Below are 26180 nucleotides of genomic sequence, written 5' to 3' on the forward strand. Positions count from 1 at the left end.
CGGGTTGCCGCCACCGTTGACCGCTGCCGAGAACGAGGTCACCGCCAGCCCGACACCGCCCTGCCAGGGCTCGAAGCCGGCCTGGATGCTGGTCAGGTACCAGGAGTTGGTGATCGCGCCGCGGTTGCGGACGTCGTTGATGAAGTCGAGCACGCTGAAGTTCAGGCTGCTGATCGCTGACGGCGCCACGTACGAGATCACGTTGTTGGAGCCGTTGCTGCCCCGCCAGACCTCCCAGGTCCGACCGGCGAGGCTGGCGTTGCCGACCGGCGAGCCGATGGGCTGGATGGAGCCCTGCCGGTTGAGCCAGATCATGATCTCCATCTGGTTCACCCCGTCCCGCTTCGGCGTCGGGTCCAGCCAGATGTCGTACGAGGCGTTGTAGGTGGCGCCGCTGACGTAGCGGTAGCTGATGCTGCTGGTGGCGCTGCTGATCTGGCTCACCTGGATTGGCAGGTTGCTGCCGGGGGAGCAGTTCGTGTAGTGGCAGCCCAGGAAGACCGACGGGTACGCGGTCGGCGCGCCGTTGGTGGGGTTGCTGCCGTTCTGCGTGGTGATCTCGAAGCCGGTGTCGGTGACGTTGATGCACTGCTGGGCGCTGGTGCCCCAGCGGTTGTTCTGCACCACGTACCGGCCCTGGATGGTGGTCGAGCCGTACTGCTCGCAGATCTGGGTGTCGGCGGAGGCGGTGCCGCCGAGGGCAACGGCGACGATCGACCCGGCGGCGAGCAGGCCGGCCGCCGCGAGGGCCCGGAGTGGACGTTTCATGATGCTCCTTGGCATACGACGTCGAAGACGCCGGACGTGTCGGACGAAGACCCGGACGGGAGCGCTCCCACGCTTCGTCGACACATTTACACCTCTGAAACTCTGGCGCAATGGTGCTGCGGTATTGGCGGAGAAAGTGAGGTTTGTCACGCTGGCGCCGCGCGGCCGGCCGCCGGTCCGCCGGCCGACCGGGCCGGCCCGCCGACGAGTGTCACGCATGGACCGATTTGACTCTGGTGCGAGTCGGTAGCGCCGAGTAGTGTCTTGCCTCCAACGCGTGCCGAACCCCTCCGGAGGCGTACACCACCATGGGTGGCTCTCCCCTGCGCATCCTCGTCGTCGGCGCGGGCATCGCCGGTCTGGCCGTGGCCCGGGCGCTGCGGATGGCGGGCTTCCGGCCCGACGTCACCGAGAAGCTTCCCCCGGGTGAACTCGCCGACACCGGCCTCTACCTGCCGGGCAACGCCGCCCGGGCGCTACGCCGGCTCGACCTCGACGGCCCGGTCCGCCCGCTCGGGCAGGTCATCCACCGGCAGCGGTTCCTCGACGCCGCCGGGGCCCCGCTCTGCGAGGTCGACCTCGACGCGCTCTGGGCGGGCGTCGGCGAGTGCCGCGCGCTGCCTCGGGGCGAACTGCACCGGGTGCTGCTCACCGGGGCCGGCGGCGCCGTCCGGCACGGCGCCGAGGTCCGCACCATCGACCTGCTGCCCGGCGCGGTCGGCGTCACCTTCGTCGACGGCACCAGCACCGAGTACGACCTGGTGATCGGCGCGGACGGGCCGCGCTCCTCGATCCGCACCCTGGCCGCTCTCGGCGGCCCGCCGCGGCCCACCGGGCAGGTGGTCTACCGCAGCGTGGTCCGCGACGGCCCGCCGGTCGACGAGTGGACCGCGCTGCTCGGGCAGCGGGCCGGCTTCCTGCTCGTGCCGATCGGCGCCGGGCGGCTGCACTGCTACGCCGACGAGACCGGCACCGAGCCGCCGGCCGACCCGGTGGCGCGGCTGCGCGAACTCTTCGGCTCGTACGGCGGACCGGTGCCGGAGGTGCTGGACTCCCTGACGCACGTGCACGTCGGGATCACCGACGAGGTCGAGCTGGGACGCTGGTCCCGCGGCCGGGTGCTGCTGGTCGGCGACGCCGCGCACGCCACCGCGCCGACCCTGTCCCAGGGTGCCGCGATGGCCCTGGAGGACGCCGTGGTGCTCGCCGAGTCGCTGCGCGCCGCCGGCAGCGTCGAGGCCGCGCTGACCGCGTACGAGAGTCGCCGGCGCCCGCGTACCCGATGGGTGCGGGACCGGACCCGGGACCGCAACCGGACCCGGGACGTCCCGCCGGCGCTGCGCGACCCGCTGCTGCGCGGCCGCGGCGGCCGGATCTTCGGCGAGCACTACCGGCTGCTGCTCGGCCCGCTGTAGCGGATCGACGGGCCGAGCCGGGGCGCCGACCGGTGGCCGGCCGCCGGGCCGGGTGGCGGAGGGTACCCGGCCACCCCACGCGGCGCTGCCACCTGCCGGGGACTATCCTCCTTGCGGATGACGGCTCGCAGACAACAGCGCGTGCCGAGCGGGACAACCCAGAACCGGAGGCCACTCGTGACCACCGTCGCACCCAAGCCGGTCGTGACCCGGCCCTGGCCGGTCCGAGCACCGGTCAGGGGTTCGGCCATCGCGCGGCTGCTGCGTACCACGGACGCGAAGCAGATCGGGATCATGTACATGGTCACCGCGTTCGTGTTCTTCATGATCGGCGGCCTGATGGCCCTGGTCATGCGGGCCGAGTTGGCCCGGCCCGGGCTGCAGTTCCTGTCGCCCGAGCAGTACAACCAGCTGTTCACCATGCACGGCACGATCATGCTGCTGTTCTTCGCGACGCCGATCGTGTTCGCCTTCGCCAACTACATCGTGCCGATCCAGATCGGCGCGCCGGACGTCTCGTTCCCGCGGCTGAACAGCTTCGCGTACTGGCTGTACCTCTTCGGCGGCACCATGGCCACCGCCGGCTTCATCACCCCGGGTGGCGCGGCCGACTTCGGCTGGTTCGCCTACGCCCCGCTCAGCGGCGTGGAGCACTCCCCGGGCGTCGGCGCCAACATGTGGATCATGGGTCTGGCCATCTCCGGTCTGGGCACCATCCTCGGCGCTGTCAACATGATCACCACGGTGCTCACCCTGCGCGCCCCGGGCATGACGATGTTCCGGATGCCGATCTTCACCTGGAACATCCTGGTCACCAGCCTCCTGGTGATCCTGGTCTTCCCGCTGCTGGCCGCCGCGCTCTTCGCGCTCGCCGCCGACCGGCTGATGGGCGCCCACGTCTACGACCCGGCGACCGGCGGGCCGATGCTCTGGCAGCACCTGTTCTGGTTCTTCGGCCACCCCGAGGTGTACATCGTCGCGCTGCCGTTCTTCGGCATCATCAGCGAGATCATCCCGGTCTTCTCCCGGAAGCCGATCTTCGGCTACAAGGGCCTGGTCGCCGCGACCGTCGCCATCGCCGCCCTGTCGATGAGCGTCTGGGCGCACCACATGTTCGCCACCGGCCAGGTGCTGCTGCCCTTCTTCAGCTTCCTGAGCTTCCTGATCGCCGTGCCCACCGGTATGAAGTTCTTCAACTGGATCGGCACCATGTGGCGCGGCCAGATCAGTTTCGAGTCGCCGATGCTCTTCTCGATCGGCTTCCTGGTGACGTTCCTCTTCGGCGGTCTCACCGGCGTGCTGCTGGCCAGCCCGCCGCTGGACTTCCACGTCTCCGACTCGTACTTCGTGGTGGCCCACTTCCACTACGTGCTCTTCGGCACGATCGTGTTCGCCGTCTTCGCCGGCATCTACTTCTGGTTCCCGAAGATGTTCGGCCGGATGCTCGACGAGCGGCTCGCCAAGGTGCACTTCTGGCTGACCATGATCGGCTTCCACACCACCTTCCTGGTGCAGCACTGGCTGGGCAACGAGGGCATGCCGCGGCGGTACGCCGACTATCTGCCGGGCGACGGCTTCACCACGCTGAACATGATCTCGACGATCGGCGCGTTCGTCACCGGTATCTCCACGCTGCCGTTCATCTACAACTGCTGGAAGTCGTACAAGGCCGGCCCGGTCGTCGAGGTCGACGACCCCTGGGGCCACGGCAACTCCCTGGAGTGGGCGACCAGCTCGCCGCCGCCGCTGCGCAACTTCGACCGGATGCCGCGGATCCGCTCCGAGCGGCCGGCGTTCGACCAGAAGTTCCCCGAGCTGGCCGCCGGCCAGAGCCTGGCCGGCCCGCCCGAGGGCGGTGCCAAGCCGCTGACCAGCGAGTCGGACGGCGGCGCCAGCTACCGGGAAGACGTCGCCAGCGACATCGACCGCAACTGACGCTCAGCTCCACGTACGACGGGCGCCGCCCCCCACCCGGGGACGGCGCCCGTCGCCGTTGCGGAGACGTCCCCCGGCGGCCTCGGCCTCCGCGCCGGCGCACGGCGTCGGGCCGGCCACCCCACTGCTCGACGTGCGGTATGTCGGCCGGCCACGCGACGTGCCGCGATGGGCGCGCATGATCAGCCGCCCGTCGCCAGGGCGAGGTCGCGCGGGGGACCCTCGCGAGCGACCTCGCATCCCGAACAGGCCGTGGAAGGCCCGCCTGCCCGTCAACCGGCTGACGCCGCCGCGCCCGGCGACGCCGACGCCCGCGGAGAGCCGCGTGCGACGGCTCGCTCTCCTGGCCGCCGCAGAGAACGGGTGCGATGACCCGCTCCCGCCGGCTGCCGGAGGCAACGGGTACCCTCGCTCCGGCCGCGGCCCGCTCCGGAAACCGGGGCGCCGCCGGCCCCGGTTCTGGTCGGACGGTCCGGTCAGGCGCTGGCGGTGGCGAGTTCGGCGTCGGGTGCGTCCGGCACGGACGGCGCCGGCGGGGTCGCGGCGCGGCGGCGGCGCAGCTCGATCGGGAGCACGACCAGCGCCACCAGCACACCGATCGCGCCGGTGACGGCGAAGCCCCACCACGGCGCCCGCGCGTCGATGACCGCGCCGGCCAGCGGGGCCCCGACCGCGATGCCGACGGTGACCGCCGAGCCGTGCAGGCCCATCGCCTCGCCCCGGACGGCCGCCGGCGCGAGCCGGCTCACCGCGTCCGAGGTGGCCGCGATGGTGGGCGCGCAGAGCAGGCCGGCCGGGATCAGCGCCAAACCGAGCAGCCACCAGTGCGAGCCGCCCAGCCCGATCGGGATGGTGAACAGGCTGAGCGCGGCCATCAGCGCCAGCGGGGAGACGGAGCGGCTGGCCGCGCCGTACGCGAAGCCGCCGACCAGCGAGGCGACCGCCCACATGGCCAGCACCGCCCCCGTCCAGCCGACCTCGCCGCTCTCCCGGAGCACCGCGATCACCGCCACGTCAGTGCCGCCCAGCACCAGCGTGCCCGCCGTGCTCACCGCGAGGACGGCGAGCAGCCGCGGGGTGAGCCACTCCCGCCGGGGAACGCGCACCCGCGGCCCGACGGCCTCGCTGGCCGCCCGGATCGGCGGGTTCTGCAGCCAGAGCCCGATGCCGGCCGCGACGATCCCGGCGCCCACGAGGTAGAGAGTGGTGCGGGCGGAGATCGCAGCGACCGCCGCGGTGGCCAGGGCCGGGCCGACCATGAACGACAGCTCGACGGACATCGAGTCCAGCGCGTAGGCCGGGCGACGCCGATCCGGCGGGACCAGTGCGGCGATGGACTGCCGGATCACCGAGAAGATCGGCAGGGCCAGCGCCCCGGCCACGAAGGCGGCCGGCAGCAGCAGCGGGTACGACAGCAGCGGCGCGGTGGACCAGAAGACCGCCTCGGCGACCCCGGTCAGCACCAGCACCGGCCGCAGGCCGCGGCGGTCCACCAGCCGGCCGAGCAGCGGGCCGCCGATCGCCGCGCCCACGGTGATCGCCGCGCCGACCAGGCCCGCCGCACCGTAGCCTCGGCCGAGGTCCTGCACGACGTAGAAGGTCAGTGTGATCCCGGTCGCGGTGAGCGGGACGCGCGCGAGCACCGCCACCAGCAGCAGCGACCGGAGACCGGGCAGGGCGAGTGCCTCCCGGTAAGGCTTCAGGTTCACGACGGTCCGTACCTCCGCCGGACATCCTCGACCGGGGGTACGACACTCGCCAACCGATTACCGCCTCATGCGGCCCTGATCACAGGCTTGCCGCGCAGGTTGACGCCGGCACCGTCCATGGACCGCAGCGCCACGTCCGTGGTGTCCGGGGCGACCCCGGCGGTCAGGTCCAGCAGCACGGTGGTGTGGAAGCCCTCCTCGGCGGCGTCCAGCGCGGTGGCCCGGACGCAGTGGTCGGTGGCGATCCCGACCAGTTCCACCGTGTCGACCCCGTGCCGGCGCAGCCAGTCGACCAGGCACTCGCCGGAGTCGGTGTGCCCCTCGAAGCCCGAGTACGCGGCCGCGTGCTCGCCCTTGTGGAAGATCGCCTCGACCCGGTCGGTGGCCAGGTCGGGGTGGAACTCCGAGCCCGGGGTGCCCACCACGCAGTGCCGGGGCCAGGAGTCCACGAAGTCCGGCGGATCGCCGAAGTGCGCGCCCGGGTCGACGTGGTAGTCCTTGGTCGCCACCACGTGGTCCCAGCGGTCCGGCTCGGCGGCGAGCAGCCGGGTGATGCCGGCCGCCACGCCGGCCCCGCCCCCGACTGCCAACGACCCGCCCTCACAGAAGTCGTTCTGCACGTCGACGATGATCAGCGCCTTGCCCACCGGGTGCTCCTCTCTCGGTTCGGTCCGCCTACGACTTGCCGGCTCGGTTCGCGGGGACGACGGTGACCGGCACGGCCGGGTCGCCCGCGGAGAGCTTCAGCCCCTCCCAGGGGATGGAGATCAGGCACTGCCGCAGGTGCTCCCGCGACTCGTCCAGGGTCGGCAGTTCGACCGGCTCGCCCCCGGTGAGCAACGGCCGTTGCAGCAGCCGGTCGTTCGGCTGCCGCTCCGGTTCGCCCTGCGGGACGATGACCTCCTCGGTGGCGGTGCCGGTCGGCTTGTGCCGGCGTACGGCCACCTTCCGGCCGCCGATGGTGGCCTTCTGCTCCGAGCGCTTCACCACCGCCCGTCCGTCGACCTCGACCAGCTTGTAGACCAGGCCGGCGGTCGGCGCGCCGGAACCGGTCACCACCGAGGTGCCGGCGCCGTACATGTCGACCGGCTCGGCGGCGAGCGCGGCGATCGAGTACTCGTCCAGGTCGCCGGAGACGATGATCTTCGTCTCGGTGGCGCCGAGCGAGTCCAGCAGCTCGCGGGACTGCTGCGCGATCACAGCCAGGTCGCCGGAGTCGATCCGGATCGCCCGCAGCTCCGGCCCGGCCACCGCTATCGCGTTGCGGATGCCCTGGGTGATGTCGTACGTGTCGACCAGCAGCGTGGTGTCCTTGCCCAGCGTGGCGACCTGCGAGGCGAACGCCGCCCGCTCGTCGTCGTGCAGCAGGGTGAACGCGTGCGCCGCGGTGCCCGCGGTCGGGATGCCGTACCGCTGGCCGGCGGCCAGGTTGGAGGTGAACCGGAAGCCGGCCAGGTACGCCGCGCGGGCCGCGGCGACCGCCGCCTCCTCGTGCGCCCGGCGGGAGCCCATCTCGATCAGGGTGCGCCCGCGGGCCGCGGTGACCATCCGGGCGGCCGCGGCCGCCACCGCGCAGTCGTGGTTGAGCACGGAGAGCATCAGCGTCTCCAGCACCACGCACTCGGCGAAGCCGCCGGAGACGGTGAGGATCGGCGAGCCGGGGAAGAAGAGCTCGCCCTCGGCGTAGCCGTGGACGTCGCCGGTGAAGCGGTAGTCCCGCAGCCAGGCGGCGGCCTGCTCGTCGACCACCCCGGTCCGGCGCAGGAAGTCGACCTCGTCGGCGTCGAAGCGGAAGTCACGGATCAGCTCGACCAGCCGGCCGGTGCCGGCGACCACGCCGTAGCGGCGGCCGGTGGGCAGCCGCCGGGTGAACACCTCGAAGACGCACCGGCGGTCGGCGGTGCCGTCGCGCAGCGCGGCGCTGATCATCGTCAGCTCGTAGTGGTCGGTCAGCAGCGCGGGGCGAAGGGTGCTCACCGCCCCAGCCTAGAGTTCACTCCGGTGCGCCGTCCTCGTGGCCCGGGATCGCCCGCAGCGCGGCGTGCAGTTCGGCGCGGCCGGTCACGCCGAGCTTGCTGTAGATCCGCTGGAGGTGGTTCTCCACCGTGCGCGCCGAAAGGAAGAGCCGTTCGGCGATGGCCCGGCTGCTCACCCCCGCCGCCGCCAGCCGGGCCACCTGCCACTCCCGCTCGGACAGCGACGGCATGCCGGCCTGCAACGCCGGGGTGCGGACCAGATCGCAGCGGCCGAGCAGGGCGGCGAGCCGTTCCCGGGCGGCCGCCGCGGCCGGGGACCGTTGCTCGCGCAGCCGGCGCAGCGCGGTGGCGGTCGCCTCGGCGGCGTAGACGGTCAGCTCCAGCGCGGCGAATCCGTCGGCGACGGCCAGCAGTTCGTCGGCGGAGCCGCCCGCGGCGGCCCGGGCGTGCCGGGCCAGCAGCGGCGGCAGCATCCCGTCGACCCGTTCGGAGAGTTCGGCCAGCCGCTGGGCGACGGTACGCCGGCTGCCGTCGGAGCAGGTCGGGCCGACCTGGGCGTCGGCCTGGTCGAGCCGGACCAGGTCGTGCAGCACGTGCACCTCGTGGCCGGCGAACCCGTCGGTGCGCAGCCGCTCGGCCAGCGAGGTCAGCTGCTTGACCGCCCCGGAGGAGTCGCCGCCGGCGGCCAGCACCGCGCCGCGGGCCTGCTCCAGCCACGGGTAGAGCACCGCCATGCCGGGCGCCTGGGTGCGGTCGGCCTCGGCCATCGCCTCGGCCGCCTGCGCCGCGTCGCCCCGCAGCGCCGCCGCCTGGGCCCGCTCGGCCTGCGCCAACCCGGCGTAGACCCGGCTGGTGGCCAGCACCGCGCAGGCGCCGAGGCTGGTCCGCAGCGCCTCGTCGCTGCGCCCGCGCAGCCGGGCCGCGTACGCCTGGAGGATGGCCAGGTAGCCGGTGCCGAGCCGGAAGTCGCCCGCGCCGGCCAGGTCGGCGAACTCGTCAGCCACGATCGCGTCGATCCCGGCCAGGTCGCCGGCGAGCGCCAACCGGGTGCCGCGGGCCAGTTCCAGGGCGAGTTGCAGGTACGGCATGTCGTCCCGCCACCGGGCCGCCTCGGCCTGCACCTGGTTGATCGCGGTGGCGCTGCGGCGCAGCTGGCCCTGCGCGGCCTGGAGGTAGGCGATCGTGCTGCGGGCCAGTTCCCGAGCCGCGACGCTGGCCGCCGGCCGGTCCAGCACGGTCTGCCCGAGCCGCAGCGCGATGGCGGTGTCCAGCCGGTGCAGCCGCATGATGGCCTCGAAGGCCAGCACCCGGGCCTGGTCGGCGGAGTCCTGCAGGGCCGCGCCGCGGGCCGAGATCTCCTCCACCGTGGACTCCCGGCTCAGCCCCCAGTAGCTGACCATGCCGCGCACGGTCAGCCAGCGGCTGAGCCGCCGGTCGCCCTCGATGTCGGCGGAGACCGCGTCGAGCACCGCGATCGCCTCGTCCGGCCGGTCGGCGAACATCAGGATGGTGGCCAGCAGCTCCGCGGCGTCGAACCCGCCCCCGGCGTCCAGCGCCGCGCGGGCCAGCCGGGTCGCCAGCGGTACGTCGTACCGGGCGAACGCCTGCCCGGCCGCGTCGAGCAGCATGGCCGGGTCCTGCGCGGTGCCCGAGTCGAGCCGCCAGACGGCCACCCGGAGCAGGTCGTCGCGGCGGCGCTTGCCGACCTGCTCCAGCAGCTCGGCCAGCCGGGCCTGCAACCGTCGGGTCCGGCTGACCGGGCACTGCCGGCGCATGACCTCGCCGTAGAGCGGGTGGGCCAGCCGGACGTTGAGCCGCCGGTCGTGCTGGACCATGGTGATCAGGCCGCGCTCCTCGGCGGTCTCCACGTCGGCCGGGTCGACGGCCTGGTTGAGCAGGTGCAGGCCGAGCGGCTCGCCGAAGGCGACCAGCTCCACCACCGCCCGCACGCCCGGGGTGAGCTGGCCGATCCGGGTGTCGATCAGGTCGGTCAGGCTGGGCGCCAGCTCGAACCGGCCGGTCCACTTCCAGATCCCGTACGTGCGGGTCAGCTCCCCGCTGCCGGCGGCGGCGTGCACCAGCTCGCGCAGCAGCAGCGGGTTGCCGGCGGAGAGCCGGCCCAACCGGTCGGCGGAGGCGGCGTCGACCGGACCCTCCAGGATGGCGGCGAGCAGCCCGGCGGTGTCGGCCGGCGCCATCGGGCTCAGCTCGGCGTGGTCGACCAGGTCGTCGGTCCAGAGTGCCCGGATGGGCAGCGGGATCTGCTCGCCGTTGCGCAGGGTGCCGATCACGATCGCGTTCTCGGCCCGGGCGACCAGGTGCACCAGCGCGGCCGAGGGTGGGTCCAGCAGGTGGGCGTCGTCGATCGCGAGCACGATCCGGCGGCCGGCGGCCTGCTGTTGCAGCACGTCCACCGCCCAGCGCAGGATGCCGGCCGGGGAGAGGCCCTGCGGCTGTTCGGCCGGGAGCACCTGGACCAGCCCGCCGAACGGCAGCGCGGCCGTGGTGGCGCTGGCCGCGATGGACCAGATCGCGTACCCGTCGCGGGGGAGGGCGGCCACCCCCTCCCGCAGCAGCCGGCTCTTGCCGATGCCCGCGCTGCCGCTGAAGAAGATCCCGCGTCCCTCCGTGCCGGTCACCGCCGACAACAGACGGTTGAGCTCATCTGTTCGGCCGACGAAACTCCACCGACTCATCCGGGCAGCATATCGACCGGATTCCGTCCGCGTGCAGATCGTCACGCACCGAAGTTGAGTAATCTCGTGATTACCGCTGAGTATCCGAAGTGTTCGGCTGGGGGGTCAAAACGCCCGTACGCTTCCGGCATCCGGGGGTGCGAACCGGATTTTCCACGCGGCCGGCCGCAACCGGCCGCCTGCCTTGGAGGCCGTCTACCGATGAAGTCGGGTCCTCTTCCTGGTGTCGACATGCCCGATGACACGGCCGGGCCTGCCGACGCGCCACGGTGTGGGCCGTTGCCCACCCGGGTCGGGGTGACCGAGCCGGGGCCGCAGGAACCGCTGGCCGTGGTCGCGGCCGGCCCGGCCGGCGCCGGCCGGCCGGAGGTGCTCGCCGGCCTGCTGCGGGTGCACCGGGCGATGCTCGCCGTGCCCGCCGGCAGTTGGCTGGTGGTGCGGCATGCCCGGGTGTCGACCCGGGCGGCGTACGTGCCCGGCTACCGGCAGCCGCACTCCTACGGCGCCGACCCGCTCGCCGCCGGTCCGGCGCTGGCCCGGCCACCGCGTCGGGTGGAGCTGAGCCTGCCGGATCCGTTGCTGCGGCACTTCAACGTGGTCGACACGCCCGACACCGGGGCCCTCGGCGTGGCCGGCGGTCCACTGCTGCTCGACGCGATCGGCCGTGCCGGCGCGCTGCTCTTCGTGATCGCCGCCGACCAGGCGTTCACCGCCGCGGAGCTCAACCTGCTCGCCGAGGTCGCCCGGGCCGAGGTCGAGGTCTTCTTCGCGGTCACCCCGGGCGCCACCGGCTGGGCCCCGGTGCCCGACGGCGCGGCGACGACGGAGGACGCGGGGGCGTCCGTCCCGCCGGCCGACACCGGGGCCGCCCCTCACGGTCCCGGCGCCGAGACGGTCGACCCGGTCGCGGTCACCGTCGCGGCGCACCGCGCGGCGTTGCTGTCCGCGGTGCCGCGGCTGGCGGACGCCCGCTGGTTCCCGGTCGGCGACGACGACGGCGCCGACCTGCGCCGGGCCCTGGTCGGCTGGGCCGCCGACGAGGGGCTGCGGCGGGCCAGCGCCGAACCGCCGGTGCTGCCCGGCGCGCACGGCCGGGTGCCGGTGCTCGCCGAGCCGGGTGACTGGTCCGAAGGGCTGGACCGGCGGGCCCGCTCGTGCGCCCGGCGGATCCGTCAGCACCTCGCGCTGGAGTTGGCGAACACCCACCTGCGGGTGGTGCAGGAGATCGTCTTCGGGGTCGGCTGCGCCGGCCTGCCACAGTTGCTCGACCGCGAGATGGAAGCGCTCTCGCTGCTCGCCACCGCCCAGTGCGACCAGGCCGTGCGGGGCGTCGTCGAGGAGTGCGCCGGGCTGGTCTTCGGCGCGCCACTGCCCGAGGGGGTACGCCGGCGGATCCTGGCAGCGGTGCGGTGGGGCCTCGCCGACCATCCCGCCGGGCAGGACCTCGACCGGGTGCTGCTGGTCACCAGCACGGCCGGGGTGGCCGGGCTGACCGGAGCGGCGGCGGTCGACGCGCTCGCCGGCTATCCCGGCGCGCCCCGGGCCGAGGTGCTGCCGCCGGTGGCGGTCGCCCTCTCCGGCGGCTGCTGGCAGCACTGGCGCAGCCCCGGCAACGACGACGCCAACGCCGCCCGCGCCTGGGCCCAGCGGGCGCTGCGCGAGATCGAGCTGGAGCTGTCCCGGGAGGTCTCCCGGCGGTTCGAGGTGGTCCGCCTCTCGCTTTCCGCGGTGCTGGCCGATGCGGTCGACCACGGCATCCTGCTCGCCTGACGGCGGCCCCGCAGCCCCGGCCGGCCGCCCCAGCGGGGGTGCCGCCGCGCTCACCCGACGCGTGGTGCGGGCGGCCGCTCACGGTGATCCGCACCGGCCCGGCGTTCCGGTTCCTCGGTTCGCCGACAGCGGTGGCACGATGGGGGGCATGACGGCTCCGCAGGTTGCACCGGTCGAGACGCCGGACACCGAAGAGGTGCCGGCTGCCGACCGGCCGTGGGTGACGATCGTGTGGGACGACCCGGTCAACCTGATGACGTACGTGACGTGGGTGTTCCAGAAGCTCTTCGGCTACAGCCGGGAGAAGGCCGAGCGGCTCATGCTCGACGTGCACCACAAGGGGCGGGCGGTGGTCTCCAGCGGCGCCCGCGAGCGGATGGAGCACGACGCGTCGCAGCTGCACGCGTACGGGCTCTGGGCGACGGTGGACCGCTCGTGAACGCGAGGAGTGAGCCGGGTCTGCGAGCCCCGCAGTCGCGAACGGGGATGGTCCTGTGAGCATGTTCCGCCGCCAGAGCGGCCGCTACGTCGCCACCTTCGCCGCCGACGAGGTGCGGGTGCTCCGCAAGGTGGCCTCCGAGGTGGTCGGCCTGCTCACCGACGGCTTCGACCACTCCGACCCGGTGGTCTGCCGGCTCTTCCCCGAGGTCTACCCGGACGACCCGGGCGGCACCGCCGAGTTCCGCCGGTACACCGAGGGCGACCTGAAGACCGCCAAGATCGACCAGGCCGGGGCGATCCTGGCCGCGCTGCCCGGCGAGGCCGGCGGCGAGGTCCGGCTCGACGCCGAGGCGGCCGAGGCGTGGCTGCGCGCGCTCAACGACGCCCGGCTGGCGATGGGTGTACGGCTGGAGATCAAGGACGGCACCGACCTCGGCGAGGAGCTCGACGACGCGGTCGCCGAGGATCCGACCTCCAGCCGGGTGTTCCAACTGTCGGTCTACGCGTACCTCGGATATCTCCAGGAGTCGCTGCTCAACGCCTTGATCGACTAGGCGTGACCGGCACCACCTTAAGCTGCCGCCCGGCACGAGTTAGGCTGGGACGCGTGCTGAGCATCGACCGGTCGATCGTCGACGCGATCGTCGCCCACGCTCGTCGGGATCACCCCGACGAGGCGTGCGGCGTGGTCGCCGGTCCCGCCGGCAGCGACACCCCCACCCGGCACATCCCGATGGACAATGCCGCCCGCTCGATGACCTTCTACGAGTTCGACTCGATGGAGCAGTTGCGGGTGTGGCGGGAGATGGACGACCGGGACGAGGAGCCCGTAGTCATCTACCACTCGCACACCGCCACGGAGGCCTACCCGTCCCGGACGGACGTCTCCTTCGCCGGTGAGCCGGGCGCGCACTACCTGCTCGTCTCCACCCGGGAGCCCGACACCGAGGAGATCCGCTCGTTCCGGATCGTCGACGGCGTGGTGACCGAGGAGCCGGTGCGCATCCTCGACGCGGGGGTGGACCCGCATGCCGTGCAGTCCTACATGTTCGGGCAGAGCCCGGCGACGGTCGACTACGAGTGTTCCGGCCGCTGACCCCCGGCGCCGTAACACCCGTTCCACGTCCCGTCACCGTCCGGCACACCCGTAAGAGGAGCACGACAATCATGGCCATCGAGGTTCGCATCCCCACCATCCTGCGCAGCTACACCGGCGGCGCGAAGGTCGTCGAGGGCACCGGCGACACCCTGGGCGACCTGCTCGCCGACCTGGACTCCCGGCACGCCGGGCTGCGCGGCCGGCTGGTCACCGAGGCCGGCGCGCTGCACCGGTTCGTCAACGTCTACGTCAACGACGAGGACGTCCGGTTCCTCGGCGCGCTCGACGCCAAGCTCTCCGACGGTGACAGCGTCACCATCCTGCCGGCCGTGGCCGGTGGCGCGTTCGGCTTCGCGGCCGCCGCCGCGATCGCCCAGCACGCGCTCGCCACGCGGGCCGGCGGCCGCACCCCGACCGCCCGCTGAGGCGGCCGCCATGGCGCGGTACGACAGCCTGCTCGACGCCTGTGGCGGCACGCCCCTGGTCGGGTTGCCGCGGCTCTCGCCGACGGTGCCCGCCGGGGCGCCGCCGGTACGCCTCTGGGCCAAGCTGGAGGACCGGAACCCGACCGGGAGCATCAAGGACCGGGCGGCGCTGTTCATGGTCCGCGCCGCGGAGGAGGCGGGCCGGCTCCGGCCCGGCGACACCATCCTCGAACCGACCAGCGGCAACACCGGCATCTCGCTGGCCATGGTGGCGAAGCTGCGCGGCTACCGGCTGGTCTGCGTGATGCCGGAGAACGTCTCGACCGAGCGGGTGCAGCTGCTCCGGATGTACGGCGCGGAGATCATCTTCTCGCCGGCCGCCGGCGGCTCCAACCAGGCGGTCGCCACCGCGAAGCAGATCGCCGTCGAGCACCCCGACTGGGTGATGCTCTACCAGTACGGCAACGAGGCGAACGCCCGGGCGCACTACGAGACGACCGGGCCGGAGCTGCTGCACGACCTGCCCACCATCACCCACTTCGTGGCCGGCCTGGGCACCACCGGCACGCTCATGGGCACCGGGCGCTACCTGCGCGAGAAGGTCGACGGCATCCAGGTCGTCGCCGCCGAGCCGCGCTACGGCGAACTGGTCTACGGTCTGCGCAACATCGACGAGGGCTACGTGCCGGAGCTGTACGAGGCGAGCGTGCTGTCCCGCCGCTTCTCGGTGGGCACCCGGGACGCGGTGCTGCGCACCCGGCAACTGGTGGAGGTGGAGGGCATCTTCGCCGGCTTCTCCACCGGCGCCATCCTGCACGCCGCCCTGGCGGTGGCGCACGAGGCGGTCCGCGACGGCCGGCGCGCGGACGTGGCGTTCGTGGTCGCCGACGGCGGCTGGAAGTACCTCTCCACCGGCGCCTACGGCGGCACGCTGGCCGACGCCGAGGACGCTCTGGAGGGGCAACTCTGGGCCTGATCCGGGCGTGTTCGGAGCGGGGCCATCGGCGGGAACGCCGGTGGCCCCGGCGTGTCCCGGCCGCCGGTCGGAGCGGGTGTCACGTTGGTGACAACTTCCAGCGGATCATTCTTGCCCCTGGGCGCGCCAGCGTAGGCTGCGCAGCGTGGCGTACGCGTCGGTAGAGATCATCGACGGAGCTTGGGCCGGCGCGAGCACTACGCACCGTGACAGTGAGACAACCTCATGCGACTGACGGTGCTGGGCAGCGCCGGGAGCTTCCCCGGGCCCGAGTCCCCCTGCTCCGCGTACCTGGTCGAGGCCGAAGGCTTCCGGCTCCTGGTCGACTTCGGGTCGGGGTCGCTGTCCACCCTCCAGCGCTACGCCGGGCTGAAGGCCCCGGACGCCGTCCTGCTGAGCCACCTGCACTGCGACCACATCCTCGACGCCGCGTCGTACGTGGTGGTCCGCCGGTACGCCCCGGACGGCCCGTACCCGCCGCTGCCGGTGTACGCCCCGGCCGGCGCGCCGGACCGGCTCTCGGCCATCTACGGCCAGGACGACGGCACGGTCGAGGACGTCTACCAGTTCTACGCGCTGGAGCCGGGCACGTTCCCGATCGGCCCGTTCAGCGTCACCGTCGACCGGGTCAACCACCCCGTCGAGACGTACGGCGTCCGGCTGGAGCACGGCGGCCGGGTGCTCTGCTACTCGTCCGACACCGCGCCCTGCGACGCGCTGCTGCGGCTGGCCCAGGACGCCGACGTCTTCCTCTGCGAGGCCAGCTACCTCGACGGCGTGGACAACCCGCCGGACCTGCACCTGACCGGCCGGGAGGCCGGCGAGGCGGCGACCAAGGCGGGCGTGGGCCGGCTGCTGCTGACCCACCTGGTGGCCGCCTGGGGCAGCGAGGCGCACACCGTCGCCTCGGCCGCCGCCGCGTACGCCGGCCCGCTCGAGGTGGTCCGCCCCGGCGCCAGCTACGACATCTGACGCCCGCGGCCGGCGGGCGCCGGTCGGTTCGGGACACCCCGGGACGGTTCGATCACCGCATTGCATAGGGTGCAGGCATGGCGCGACCTGACGGGCGGCGGCCCGACCAACTCCGACCGGTGACGCTGACCCGGGGCTGGAGCACCCACCCGGAGGGCTCGGTCCTGGTGGAGTTCGGCGACACCCGGGTGCTCTGCACCGCCAGCGTCACCGAGGGGGTGCCCCGCTGGCGCAAGGGCTCCGGGCTCGGCTGGGTCACCGCCGAGTACGCGATGCTGCCCCGGGCCACCAACACCCGCTCCGACCGGGAGAGCGTCAAGGGCCGCGTCGGTGGGCGTACCCACGAGATCTCCCGGCTGATCGGCCGCAGCCTGCGGGCGTCCATCGACCTCAAGGCGCTCGGCGAGAACTCGATAGTGCTCGACTGCGACGTGCTCCAGGCCGACGGCGGCACCCGGACCGCCGCGATCACCGGCGCGTACGTGGCCCTGCACGACGCGGTGACCTGGCTGGCCGAGCGCAAGGCGCTGGCCGGCAAGCCGGAGAAGGTGATGCACCGCTCGGTGGCCGCGATCAGTGTCGGCGTGATCTCCGGCGAGCCGCGGCTGGACCTCAACTACGCCGAGGACGTGGCCGCCGAGGTCGACATGAACGTGGTCTGCACCGGTGCCGGCGAGTTCGTCGAGGTGCAGGGCACCGGGGAGGCGGGCGTGTTCGCCCGCGAGCAACTCGACGCCCTGCTCGACCTGGCTGTGGCGGGGTGCGTGGAACTGGCCGAGGCTCAGCGGAAGGCGCTGTCATGAACAAGGTCCTGCTCGCCACCCGTAACCGCAAGAAGCTCATCGAGCTGCAGCGGATCCTGGACGCCGCGCTCGGCGCGCACCGGATCGCGCTGCTCGGGCTGGACGACGTCGAGGAGTACCCGGAACTGCCGGAGACCGGCCTCACCTTCGCCGAGAACGCCCTGATCAAGGCGCGGGAGGGCTGCCGGCGTACCGGCCTGCCGACCATCGCCGACGACTCCGGGCTGGCGGTCGACGCGCTCAACGGGATGCCCGGGGTGTTCAGCGCCCGCTGGGCCGGCCGGCACGGCGACGACCAGGCCAATCTCCAGCTGGTGCTGGACCAGATCGGCGACCTGCCGGACGAGCACCGCGGCGCGTCCTTCGTCTGCGCGGTGGCGCTGGTCCTGCCGGGCGGCAAGGAGCACCTGGTCGACGGCCGGCAGCCCGGCCGGCTGCTGCGGTCGCCGCGGGGCGACGGTGGCTTCGGCTACGACCCGATCTTCCTTGGCGACGGGCAGGACCGGACCAACGCCGAGCTGACGCCGGAGGAGAAGGACGCGGTCAGCCACCGCGGCAAGGCCCTGCGCGAGCTGGCCAAGCTCGCCGCCAAGGTCCTTCCGCCGACCACCTGACCGCCAATCGCTCAGCGGTGCCGCAGCGTGGTCAGGTCACCCAGCTCCGGCACCGCGACCCGGTCCTCCACGGCCAGCACGGTGAGTATCCGCTCCACCTCGGTCAGGGTTGCGTACCGCCCGACGGACACGGCCGCGTCGGCGTCCAGTTCCTCCACCCAGAGGCCACCGGGCTGCCAGGTGGTCTGGACGCAGCCGCCCGAGCGGCCGACGCAGGTGATGAAGTCGTAGCTCAGCGGGCGCATGGCCCGCACCAGGGCCAGCACCTCCGCCAGGTCCATCGGTACGTCCCGGTCGGAGCCGCCGGTGTGCTCGGCGGATACCTCGAGGAAGCCGACCGGGGCGGGAGCCGACACGCCGCCCGCCGGCAGGCCGCGCAGCCGCCGTACCAGCTCCATGCCGTCGTACCGGCCGACGGTCAGCTCCGGCACGCCCGGGTCGGCGTACGCCCCGACCAGGGTGTCGCCCTCGCGCCGGACCGTCACGGACCGGCCCTCGCAGGTGAGGCGCACCGGGACGGCGGCGGGCAGCCACGGCAGGTGCAGGGCGGTGAGGCGGCCCGCGGGCGTCGGCCCGTCCCCGGCGGCGTGCGCCCCGGTCCACCCGCCGAGCAGCTCCACGTCGACATCGATGTCGTCGTCCACCATGGCCGGTACGGCGGCGAGCCGTCCCACCCGGCGACGCCGCCACACCATCGGCACGTGGATACGGTTGCCCGTCTCGCCGTCCCATCGCACGGTGAGGCCCTCCGCCCGCAGGGCCGCCGCCACCTCCTCACCGACGGCGGCTGACGGCGGCTGCTCGAACAGCCCGTACGCGATGTGCACGCCCTCCCCGTCGACGCCGCGTTCGGCGTCCTGCCGGTGGTAGAAGGCGTAGCCGCGCGGCACGATCGACCGCGGCACGTCCGCGCCGATCTCGCTGAGGCCGCAGTTCTGACAGCAGGCGAAGTCCTCCCGGGCGACGATGCCGGCGGCGGTCAGCGCCCGGAAGGCGGCGGTCAGCCGGTCGCTGTCGGTCAGCTCCGGCCAGCTCTCCTGCGCGGCGAGGTGTGCGCTCAGCTCCTCGCCCACCACCGGCCAGGCCAGCTCGGCGACCCGGGCCGGATCGGCCTCGCCGTCCAGATGCTCCACCGTCTCGGCGACGAGGGCCGCCGCCGGCAGCTCGGCCAGCGCCACCTGGCGGCGGACGAAGGCCCGGATCTGGTCGTCGAGCGCGCGCCCTTCGACGTCCGGTGCGTGAGGGGTGGCGTGGGCATCAGCCGTCGGCACGGCGTCGTCGTCGGTCACGGTGGCGAACGCTAGCAACGGCCACCGACAGCGCCCCACCGGCTCGGGCCGGTGGGGCGGACGTCGTCGGACCGGCCCGCCGCGGCTGAGCCCGGTACCCGATCAGCCGAGCGCGCCGATCTCGCGTTCGATGGCGGCCCGCAGCTCCGGGCCGGTGAGCGCGGCTCGGGCCGCCTCCATGAGCGGGGCGAGGAAGACGTCCGGCCCCGGCTCGCCGGCGATCCCGCCGAGCGCCTCGACCGCGGCCCGGCCGGCCGGTGACGGGGTCAGCGGCGCGCGCAGCTGGAGCCCGCGTACGGCGGCCAGCAGCTCCACCGCGAGCACGCTGGTCAGGTTGTCCAGCACGGTGCGCAGCTTCTTGGTCGCCGCCCAGCCCATCGAGACGTGGTCCTCCTGCATCCCGCTGGTCGGCAGCGAGTCCACCGAGGCGGGCGCGGCCAGCCGGCGGTTCTCCGCGACGATGCCGGCCGCGGTGTACTGGGCGATCATCAGCCCGGAGTTGACCCCGGCGTCGGGGGAGAGGAACGCCGGCAGCTCCCGGGACCGGGTGACGTCCAGCAGCCGGTCCACCCGCCGTTCGGCGATCGCGCCCACCTCGCTGGCGGCGATGGCCAGGAAGTCCGCCGCGAAGCCGAGCGGGGCGCCGTGGAAGTTGCCGGTCGACTCGACCCGGCCGTCCGGCAGCACCACCGGGTTGTCCACCACCGACACCAGCTCCCGCCCGGCCACCGTGCGGACGAACTCCAGGGTGTCCCGGGCCGCCCCGGCCACCTGCGGCGCGCACCGCATCGAGTACGCGTCCTGCACGGCGTGCGCCAGGTCGTCGCGGTGCGAGTCCATCACCCGGGAGTCCTGCAGCAGCCGGTGGATGTTCGCCGCCGAGGCGGCCTGACCCGGGTGCGGCCGGATGCTGTGCAGCTCGGGCAGGAACGGCCGCTCCGAGCCGAGCATCGCCTCGATCGCCAGCGCGGCGGTCACGTCCGCCATGGTGAACAGGTGCGCGGCGTCGTGGATCGCCAGCAGCAGCATGCCGAGCATGCCGTCGGTGCCGTTGATCAGCGCCAGGCCCTCCTTGGCGGCCAGCTCGACCGGCTTGAGCCCGGCCCGGCGCAGCGCGTCGGCCGCGTCGACCCGCTCGCCGGCCGGGCCGAGCACCCAGCCCTCGCCGAGCAGCACCAGCGCGCAGTGCGCCAGCGGCGCCAGGTCGCCCGAGGCGCCGAGCGAGCCGTGCTCCGGCACCCACGGGGTGATGTCGTGGTTGAGCAGGTCGACCAGGGCCTCGGCGACCAGCGGGCGGACCCCGGAGCGGCCCAGCGCGAGCGAGCGGACCCGTAGCAGCATCATCGCCCGGACCACCTCGCGCGGCATCGGCGCGCCCACCCCGGCGGCGTGCGAGCGGATCAGCGCGTGCTGCAGCTCGGCCCGCCGCTCCGGCGCGACGAAGGTGTTCGCGAGCGCCCCGAACCCGGTGGAGACCCCGTAGACGGGACGGCCGGCGGCCTCGATGCCGTCCACGATCGCCCGGCTGGTGGCCATCGCCTCCACCGCGGCCGGGTCGAGGACCACCTTCGCGGCGCCGCGGGCCACCGCCAGCACGTCGGCGGCGGAGATTCCGGTGGACTGAATGGTGACGCTCATTGGGGCACTCCGTTGTGCAGGACCTGACGGATCAGTGGGACACCGGGCCGGTAGGCCAGGTGCAGGTGGGACGGGGCGTCCAGGACGACCAGGTCGGCCCGGGCGCCGGGGCGCAGCACCCCGACGTCGTCGCGGCGCAGCGCCCGCGCGCCGCCGGCGGTCGCGGCCCAGACCGCCTCCGCCGGGGTCATCCGCATCTCGCGGACGGCGAGCGCCACGCAGAACGGCATCGAGGAGGTGTACGACGAGCCGGGGTTGCAGTCGGTGGCCAGCGCCACGGTGACCCCGGCGTCGAGCAGCCGGCGGGCGTCCGGATAGGGCGAGCGGGTGGAGAACTCGGCGCCGGGCAGCAGGGTGGCCACCGTGGTGGTGTGCGGCCCGTCGCCGTCGCCGGGGTCGACCCGGGTCGAGGCGAGCGCGTCGACGTCGGCGTCGGTCAGGTGGGTGCAGTGGTCGACGCTGGCCGCGCCGAGCTCCACCCCGAGGCGTACCCCCGGGCCGGGGCCGAGTTGGTTGGCGTGCACCCGCACCCCGAGACCGGCGGCCTGCCCGCAGGTCAGGATGGCCCGGGTGTGGTCGGCGTCGAACGCGCCCCGCTCGCAGAAGACGTCCACCCAGCGGGCGTACGGGGCGGCGGCGGCCAGCATCGGCCCGCACACCAGCCCGACGTAGTCGTCCGGCCGGTCGGCGTACTCGGCGGGCACCACGTGCGCGCCGAGGAAGGTGGTCTCGTCGGTGACCTCGGCGGCGATCCGCAGCGAGCGGGCCTCGTCGGTGACGGTGAGGCCGTACCCGCTCTTGACCTCGATGGTGGTGGTGCCCTGCCGCAGCGCCTCGCCGCGCAGCCGGCGGGCGGTGCCGCGCAGCTCGTCGTCGGCGGCGGCCCGGGTGGCGGCCACCGTGGTGCGGATCCCGCCCCCGGTGTACGGCTGCCCGCTCATCCGGGCTGCGAACTCGGCCGCCCGGTCGCCGGCGAAGACCAGGTGGGCGTGGCTGTCCACGAAGCCGGGCAGCACCGCCGCCCCGCCGACGTCGATCCGCCGGTCGGCGGCTGGCGCGTCCCGGGCCGGGCCGATCCAGACCACCTCGCCCGCCTCGACCAGCACCGCCGCCCGGCGGCGCAGGCCCAGCGGGCCGCCCTCGCCGTGGCCGGGCACGTTGGTGACCAACTCACCGATGTTGTCGACCAGCAGGCTGCTCACGGCGCCACCTCGGTCACCGCCGTCACGGCGCGGCTCAGCTCGGCCGGCACGTCGACGGTCAGGTGCCGCCCGTCGCGTACCACCGGTCGCCCGTCGACCAGCACGTGCGTGACGTCCGCCGCGCCGGCCGCGAAGAACACCCCGACCGGGGGTACGCCGGCGGTGCGGGCGCTGTCCAGCCGGACCGTCACCAGGTCGGCCCGAGCCCCGACGGCGATCCGCCCGGCGTCCGTCCAGCCCAGCGCGGCGTGCCCGTCCGCGGTCGCCGCCGTCATCAGCTCCGCGGCCGCGAAGTGCCCCCGCCGGCGGGTACGCAGCCGCTCGTCCAGCTCCACCGCGCGGGCCTCCTCGAAGAGGTCGACCACCGCGTGGCTGTCGCTGCCCAGGCTCAGCGGCACACCGGCGTCGGCCATCCGCCGCGCCGGGCCGATGCCGTCGGCCAGGTCGCGTTCGGTGGTGGGGCAGAGGCAGACCCCGGTGCGGTGCTCCCCGAGCAGCCCCAGGTCACCGCTGGTCAGGTGGGTGGCGTGCACCGCGGTGGTGGCCGGGCCGAGCACGCCGTGCTCGGCCAGCAGCCGGGTCGGGGTGCAGCCGTGCAGCGCCCGGCAGGCATCGTTCTCGGCCGGCTGCTCCGACAGGTGCACGTGCAGCGGCGCGTCCCGCTCCCGCGCCCACCGGGCCACCGTGCTCAACTGCTCGGCGGGGACGGCCCGTACCGAGTGCACCGCGGCGCCGACCCGGGCGTGCCCGCCGGCCGGCGTGAACGCCGCCGCCCGCTCGGCCCAGCGCACCGCGTCGCCGTCGCCGAAACGCCGCTGCGGGCCGGTGAGCGGCCGGCCGTCGACGCCGGCGGTCAGATAGCAGGTGTCCAGCACGGTGATCCGCACGCCGGCCTGGGCGGCGGCCGCCACCAACGCCTCGCCCATCGCGTTCGGGTCGGCGTACGGCGTGCCGTCCGGGCCGTGGTGCAGGTAGTGGAACTCGCCCACGCAGGTGATCCCGGCCAGCGCCATCTCGGCGTACGCGGCCCGGGCCAGCGCCAGGTACGACTCCGGGTCCAGCCGGGTGGCGACCGCGTACATCTGGTCGCGCCAGCTCCAGAAGTCGCCCCGGCCGCCCTGGGTGCGCCCGCGCAGCGCCCGGTGGAACGCGTGCGAGTGCGCGTTGGCCAGCCCGGGCAGGGTCAGGCCGGGCAGCCGGACGGCGTCGCCGAGCACCTCGACGCCCGCGGGCTGCCTGCTCCCGACGGTCAGCGGCATCACGGCGGTGATCCGGCCGCCGTCCGTCTCGATGAGCACGTCGGCGGTGGGCTCGGCGTGCTCGGGCAGCCAGGCGTACTCGGCGAGCCAGTGGGTCGCGGTCACCTCGTTCGCCTCCTGTCGAGCTGCCCCGTCTGTGAGACCGACGGGTCCGGCGCCCCGCCGGTCCGCCTAGGTGCGCGGCGGTGCCGTTGCACGGACGTGCCCGTAGAGCCCAACGAGGCAGCCGCCCCGGCCCGCCGCCCCGTCCATGAGGGCAGCTCGACAGCGTCTGGACAGTGGCAGGTGCCGAGGTGGCGCCGCACCCGTGCGGGCTGCCCGACCGGGCGCTTCGCCCTCACCCGCATGCCAGCTCCTGGAGCACCCGGGCCAGCGCCCGCACCCCGGCGGCGCAGTCGGCGTCGGTGGCCCACTCCGACGGGGAGTGCGAGATCCCGGTCGGGTTGCGCACGAAGAGCATCGCCGTCGGCAGGTAGCCGGCGAGCACGCCCGCGTCGTGGCCGGCCCCGGTGGGCAGCACCGGCGCGTCGAGCAGCCGGGCGAGCCGATCGGCCAGCCCACCGTCGAAGGCCACCAGCGGGGTCGCCGACTCCTCGGCCAGCGTCACCTCGGTGCCGTCCCGGTGCGCCCGCTCGACCGCCTTGCCGTGCACCGCGGCCACCAGGCCGGCGAGCGTCTCCGGCTCGGCCGCCCGGGCGTCCAGCCACCCGGTCACCCGGGACGGGATCGCGTTGGTGGCGTTCGGCTCCACGGTCACCCGGCCCATGGTGGCGTGCGCCCCGCGCAGCCGCGCCTCCTTGTTCGCCGCGAGCACGGTGAACGCGTAGGTGAGCATCGGGTCGCGGCGGTCGGCCATCCGGGTCGTACCGGCGTGGTTGCCCTCGCCGAGGAAGTCGAAGCGCCAGCGGCCGTGCGGCCAGATGGCGCTGCCCACCGCGACCGGCGCACCGGTCTCGACCAGCGCCCGCCCCTGCTCGACGTGCAGCTCGACGAAGGCCGAGAAGCGGTTCAGCAGCTCGGGCCGGGCGCCCGCCGGCCGGGCGCCCAACGCCTCGGCGAAGCTCACCCCGGCGGCGTCGCGCAGCCCGGCCGCGCGCTCCAGCGCCAACTCGCCGGTGAGCAGCCGGGAGCCCAGGCAGGGTACGCCGAACCGGGCGCCCTCCTCCTCGACGAACGCGGCGACCACCAGCGGTCGGACCGGCGCCACGCCGGCCGCCCGCAGCGCGTCCACGGCGAGGAACGCGCTGACGATGCCGAGCGGCCCGTCGTACGCCCCGCCGTGCGGCACCGAGTCGAAATGGCTGCCGGTCAGCACCGCGTCGCCCGCCTCCGGGTCACCCCACCAGGCGAACAGGTTGCCGTTGCCGTCGTCGGTGACCGGCATGTCCCGGCGGCCGGCCTGGTCGCGGAACCAGGCGCGCAGGTGCAGTTCCGGCTCGGTCAGCGCGTAGCGCAGGTAGCCGCCGGTGCGCCCGTCCCGACCGACCGGCGCGATCTCGTTCCACAGCGCGCGGAACCGGCCGACCAGGTCGTCGGACACGCTCATCCCTCCGCCATCGGGACGCGCACGCCGGTGCGGGCGGCGACCTCGCGGGCGTCGTCGTAGCCCGCGTCGACGTGCCGGATGACGCCCATCGCCGGGTCGTTGGTGAGCACCCGCTCGATCTTCTGCCCGGCGAGCGCGCTGCCGTCGGCGACGCAGACCTGCCCGGCGTGGATGGACCGGCCGATGCCCACCCCGCCGCCGTGGTGGATGGACACCCAGGACGCCCCGCTGGCGGTGTTGACCAGCGCGTTGAGCAGCGGCCAGTCGGCGATCGCGTCGGAGCCGTCGGCCATCGCCTCGGTCTCCCGGTAGGGGCTGGCCACGCTGCCGCAGTCCAGGTGGTCCCGGCCGATCACCACCGGCGCGGAAAGCTCGCCGGCGGCGACCATCTCGTTGAACCGCACCCCGGCCTTGTCCCGCTCGCCGTAGCCGAGCCAGCAGATCCGGGCCGGCAGGCCCTGGAAGGCGACCCGCTCGCCGGCCATCCGGATCCACCGGGCCAGCGACTCGTTCTCCGGGAACAGGTCGAGGATGGCCCGGTCGGTGGCGGCGATGTCGGCCGGGTCGCCGGAGAGCGCCGCCCACCGGAACGGGCCCTTGCCCTCGCAGAACAGCGGCCGGATGTACGCCGGCACGAAGCCGGGGAAGTCAAAGGCCCGCTCGTAGCCGCCGAGCTTCGCCTCGCCCCGGATCGAGTTGCCGTAGTCGAAGACCTCGGCGCCGGCGTCGGCGAAGCCGACCATCGCCGCCACGTGCCGGGCCATCGACGCCCGGGCCCGGTCGGTGAACTCGGCCGGCTTCGCCGCCGCGTAGTCCCGGGCGTCGGCCAGCTCGACCCCCACCGGCAGGTACGACAGCGGGTCGTGCGCGCTGGTCTGGTCGGTGACGATGTCGATCTCGACGCCCTTGACCAGCAGCTCGGGGAAGACCACGGCGGCGTTGCCGACCACGCCGACGCTCAGCGCCCGGCGCTCCCGCTTCGCGGCCAGCACCCGCGCCACCGCGTCGTCCAGGTCGTCGGCGATCTCGTCGAGGTAGCGGTCGTGCATCCGCCGGTCCAGCCGGCTGCGGTCCACGTCGACGATCAGGCAGGCGCCGCCGTTCATGGTGACGGCCAGCGGCTGGGCGCCACCCATGCCGCCGCAGCCGGCGGTGAGCGTCAGCGTGCCGGCCAGCGTCCCGCCGAACCGCTTGGCGGCCACCGCGGCGAACGTCTCGTAGGTGCCCTGGAGGATGCCCTGGGTGCCGATGTAGATCCACGAACCGGCGGTCATCTGCCCGTACATGGTCAGGCCGAGCTGTTCGAGGCGGCGGAACTCCGGCCAGGTGGCCCAGTCGCCCACCAGGTTCGAGTTGGCCAGCAGCACCCGGGGCGCCCACTCGTGGGTGCGCATGACCCCCACCGGCCGGCCGGACTGCACCAGCATGGTCTCGTCGTCGCGCAGGTCGGTCAGGGTACGGACCAGCGCGTGGAAGGACGGCCAGTCCCGGGCGGCCTTCCCGGTGCCGCCGTAGACCACCAGGTCGTCGGGGCGCTCGGCCACCTCGGGGTCGAGGTTGTTCATCAGCATCCGCAGCGCCGCCTCCTGCGGCCAGCCACGGGCGGTACGCTCGGCGCCACGTGCGGCGCGGACAACCTGGGACATC

At 74.1% G+C, this 26180-nt stretch carries 22 protein-coding genes; 11 read left to right on the top strand and 11 right to left on the bottom strand.

Annotated elements, in window-relative coordinates; translation table 11 throughout:
- Positions 1-768 (bottom strand): GH12 family glycosyl hydrolase domain-containing protein (locus tag DLJ47_RS27705; protein WP_109904261.1); only part of this gene is annotated, 768 nt, incomplete at its 3' end.
- Between the two features lie 308 nt (positions 769-1076).
- Between DLJ47_RS27705 and DLJ47_RS27710 the strand changes: the two genes are divergently transcribed.
- The gene (locus tag DLJ47_RS27710) at positions 1077-2183 is read left to right on the top strand and encodes an FAD-dependent monooxygenase (RefSeq protein ID WP_109904263.1); all 1107 of its coding nucleotides are present in this window, start codon (positions 1077-1079) and stop codon (positions 2181-2183) included.
- Between the two features lie 177 nt (positions 2184-2360).
- On the top strand, positions 2361-4118 hold the full coding sequence (gene ctaD / locus DLJ47_RS27715; protein WP_109904265.1) for an aa3-type cytochrome oxidase subunit I: 1758 nt from the start codon (positions 2361-2363) through the stop codon (positions 4116-4118).
- 476 nt (positions 4119-4594) lie between these two features.
- On the opposite strand, the gene DLJ47_RS27720 is transcribed toward ctaD, so the two are convergent.
- The 4 genes from DLJ47_RS27720 to DLJ47_RS27735 form a co-directional block, all read right to left on the bottom strand.
- Positions 4595-5827 carry an MFS transporter gene (locus DLJ47_RS27720; RefSeq protein WP_109904267.1) on the bottom strand — a complete coding sequence of 411 codons (1233 nt, stop codon included), beginning with the start codon at positions 5825-5827 and terminating at the stop codon, positions 4595-4597.
- Positions 5828-5892: 65 nt separating this feature from the next.
- Positions 5893-6474 (bottom strand): isochorismatase family protein, encoded by a 582-nt coding sequence (locus tag DLJ47_RS27725; RefSeq protein ID WP_109904269.1) that lies wholly within the window; start codon positions 6472-6474, stop codon positions 5893-5895.
- Positions 6475-6502: 28 nt separating this feature from the next.
- Positions 6503-7804, bottom strand: a complete 1302-nt coding sequence (locus DLJ47_RS27730) for a nicotinate phosphoribosyltransferase (RefSeq protein ID WP_109904271.1) — start codon at positions 7802-7804, stop codon at positions 6503-6505.
- A 16-nt stretch (positions 7805-7820) separates the two neighbouring features.
- Positions 7821-10499, bottom strand: coding sequence for a helix-turn-helix transcriptional regulator (locus DLJ47_RS27735; RefSeq protein ID WP_109904273.1), 2679 nt, complete (start codon positions 10497-10499; stop codon positions 7821-7823).
- Between the two features lie 201 nt (positions 10500-10700).
- Here DLJ47_RS27735 and DLJ47_RS27740 point away from each other — a divergent pair, with 201 nt between their 5' ends.
- The 9 genes from DLJ47_RS27740 to rdgB all read left to right on the top strand — a co-directional run bounded on the left by DLJ47_RS27740 (position 10701) and on the right by rdgB (position 17599).
- The gene (locus tag DLJ47_RS27740) at positions 10701-12269 is read left to right on the top strand and encodes a hypothetical protein (protein WP_109904275.1); all 1569 of its coding nucleotides are present in this window, start codon (positions 10701-10703) and stop codon (positions 12267-12269) included.
- 148 nt (positions 12270-12417) lie between these two features.
- A complete protein-coding gene (clpS, locus tag DLJ47_RS27745; RefSeq protein ID WP_088995710.1) occupies positions 12418-12708 on the top strand; it encodes an ATP-dependent Clp protease adapter ClpS in 291 nt (96 codons plus the stop codon).
- A gap of 61 nt (positions 12709-12769) precedes the next feature.
- Entirely contained in the window at positions 12770-13264 is a 495-nt protein-coding gene (locus tag DLJ47_RS27750; RefSeq protein WP_172899546.1) for a DUF2017 domain-containing protein, read from the top strand.
- A gap of 53 nt (positions 13265-13317) precedes the next feature.
- Entirely contained in the window at positions 13318-13806 is a 489-nt protein-coding gene (locus tag DLJ47_RS27755; RefSeq protein ID WP_088995708.1) for a Mov34/MPN/PAD-1 family protein, read from the top strand.
- 71 nt (positions 13807-13877) lie between these two features.
- Positions 13878-14234, top strand: coding sequence for a MoaD family protein (locus tag DLJ47_RS27760; protein WP_109904277.1), 357 nt, complete (start codon positions 13878-13880; stop codon positions 14232-14234).
- A gap of 10 nt (positions 14235-14244) precedes the next feature.
- Positions 14245-15210, top strand: a complete 966-nt coding sequence (locus DLJ47_RS27765; RefSeq protein WP_109904279.1) for a PLP-dependent cysteine synthase family protein — start codon at positions 14245-14247, stop codon at positions 15208-15210.
- Positions 15211-15435: 225 nt separating this feature from the next.
- On the top strand, positions 15436-16182 hold the full coding sequence (locus DLJ47_RS27770) for an MBL fold metallo-hydrolase (protein WP_109904281.1): 747 nt from the start codon (positions 15436-15438) through the stop codon (positions 16180-16182).
- A gap of 77 nt (positions 16183-16259) precedes the next feature.
- The gene (gene rph / locus DLJ47_RS27775) at positions 16260-16985 is read left to right on the top strand and encodes a ribonuclease PH (RefSeq protein WP_088995704.1); all 726 of its coding nucleotides are present in this window, start codon (positions 16260-16262) and stop codon (positions 16983-16985) included.
- Entirely contained in the window at positions 16982-17599 is a 618-nt protein-coding gene (gene rdgB / locus DLJ47_RS27780; protein WP_109904283.1) for an RdgB/HAM1 family non-canonical purine NTP pyrophosphatase, read from the top strand. Before rph ends, rdgB begins: the two co-directional genes overlap by 4 nt.
- Positions 17600-17610: 11 nt before the next feature.
- Here the strand turns inward: rdgB and DLJ47_RS27785 are convergent, their stop codons facing one another.
- The 6 genes from DLJ47_RS27785 to hutU form a co-directional block, all read right to left on the bottom strand.
- Entirely contained in the window at positions 17611-18888 is a 1278-nt protein-coding gene (locus DLJ47_RS27785; protein WP_109904285.1) for a DUF6891 domain-containing protein, read from the bottom strand.
- Between the two features lie 102 nt (positions 18889-18990).
- Positions 18991-20526 (bottom strand): histidine ammonia-lyase, encoded by a 1536-nt coding sequence (gene hutH, locus DLJ47_RS27790; RefSeq protein ID WP_109904287.1) that lies wholly within the window; start codon positions 20524-20526, stop codon positions 18991-18993.
- Positions 20523-21728 carry an imidazolonepropionase gene (gene hutI, locus DLJ47_RS27795; RefSeq protein ID WP_109904289.1) on the bottom strand — a complete coding sequence of 402 codons (1206 nt, stop codon included), beginning with the start codon at positions 21726-21728 and terminating at the stop codon, positions 20523-20525. Before hutI ends, hutH begins: the two co-directional genes overlap by 4 nt.
- A complete protein-coding gene (locus DLJ47_RS27800; protein ID WP_109904291.1) occupies positions 21725-23092 on the bottom strand; it encodes a formimidoylglutamate deiminase in 1368 nt (455 codons plus the stop codon). The genes hutI and DLJ47_RS27800 overlap by 4 nt, the downstream gene beginning before the upstream one ends.
- A 232-nt stretch (positions 23093-23324) precedes the next feature.
- Complete coding sequence (locus DLJ47_RS27805) at positions 23325-24533, bottom strand: allantoate amidohydrolase (protein ID WP_109904293.1); 1209 nt, start codon at positions 24531-24533, stop codon at positions 23325-23327.
- On the bottom strand, positions 24530-26179 hold the full coding sequence (gene hutU, locus DLJ47_RS27810) for a urocanate hydratase (protein WP_109904295.1): 1650 nt from the start codon (positions 26177-26179) through the stop codon (positions 24530-24532). The genes DLJ47_RS27805 and hutU overlap by 4 nt, the downstream gene beginning before the upstream one ends.
- Position 26180: the final 1 nt, after the last annotated feature.

It is taken from the genome of Micromonospora sp. S4605 (assembly GCF_003176715.1).
In the GTDB taxonomy this organism is placed as follows: Bacteria; Actinomycetota; Actinomycetes; order Mycobacteriales; family Micromonosporaceae; genus Micromonospora; species Micromonospora echinaurantiaca.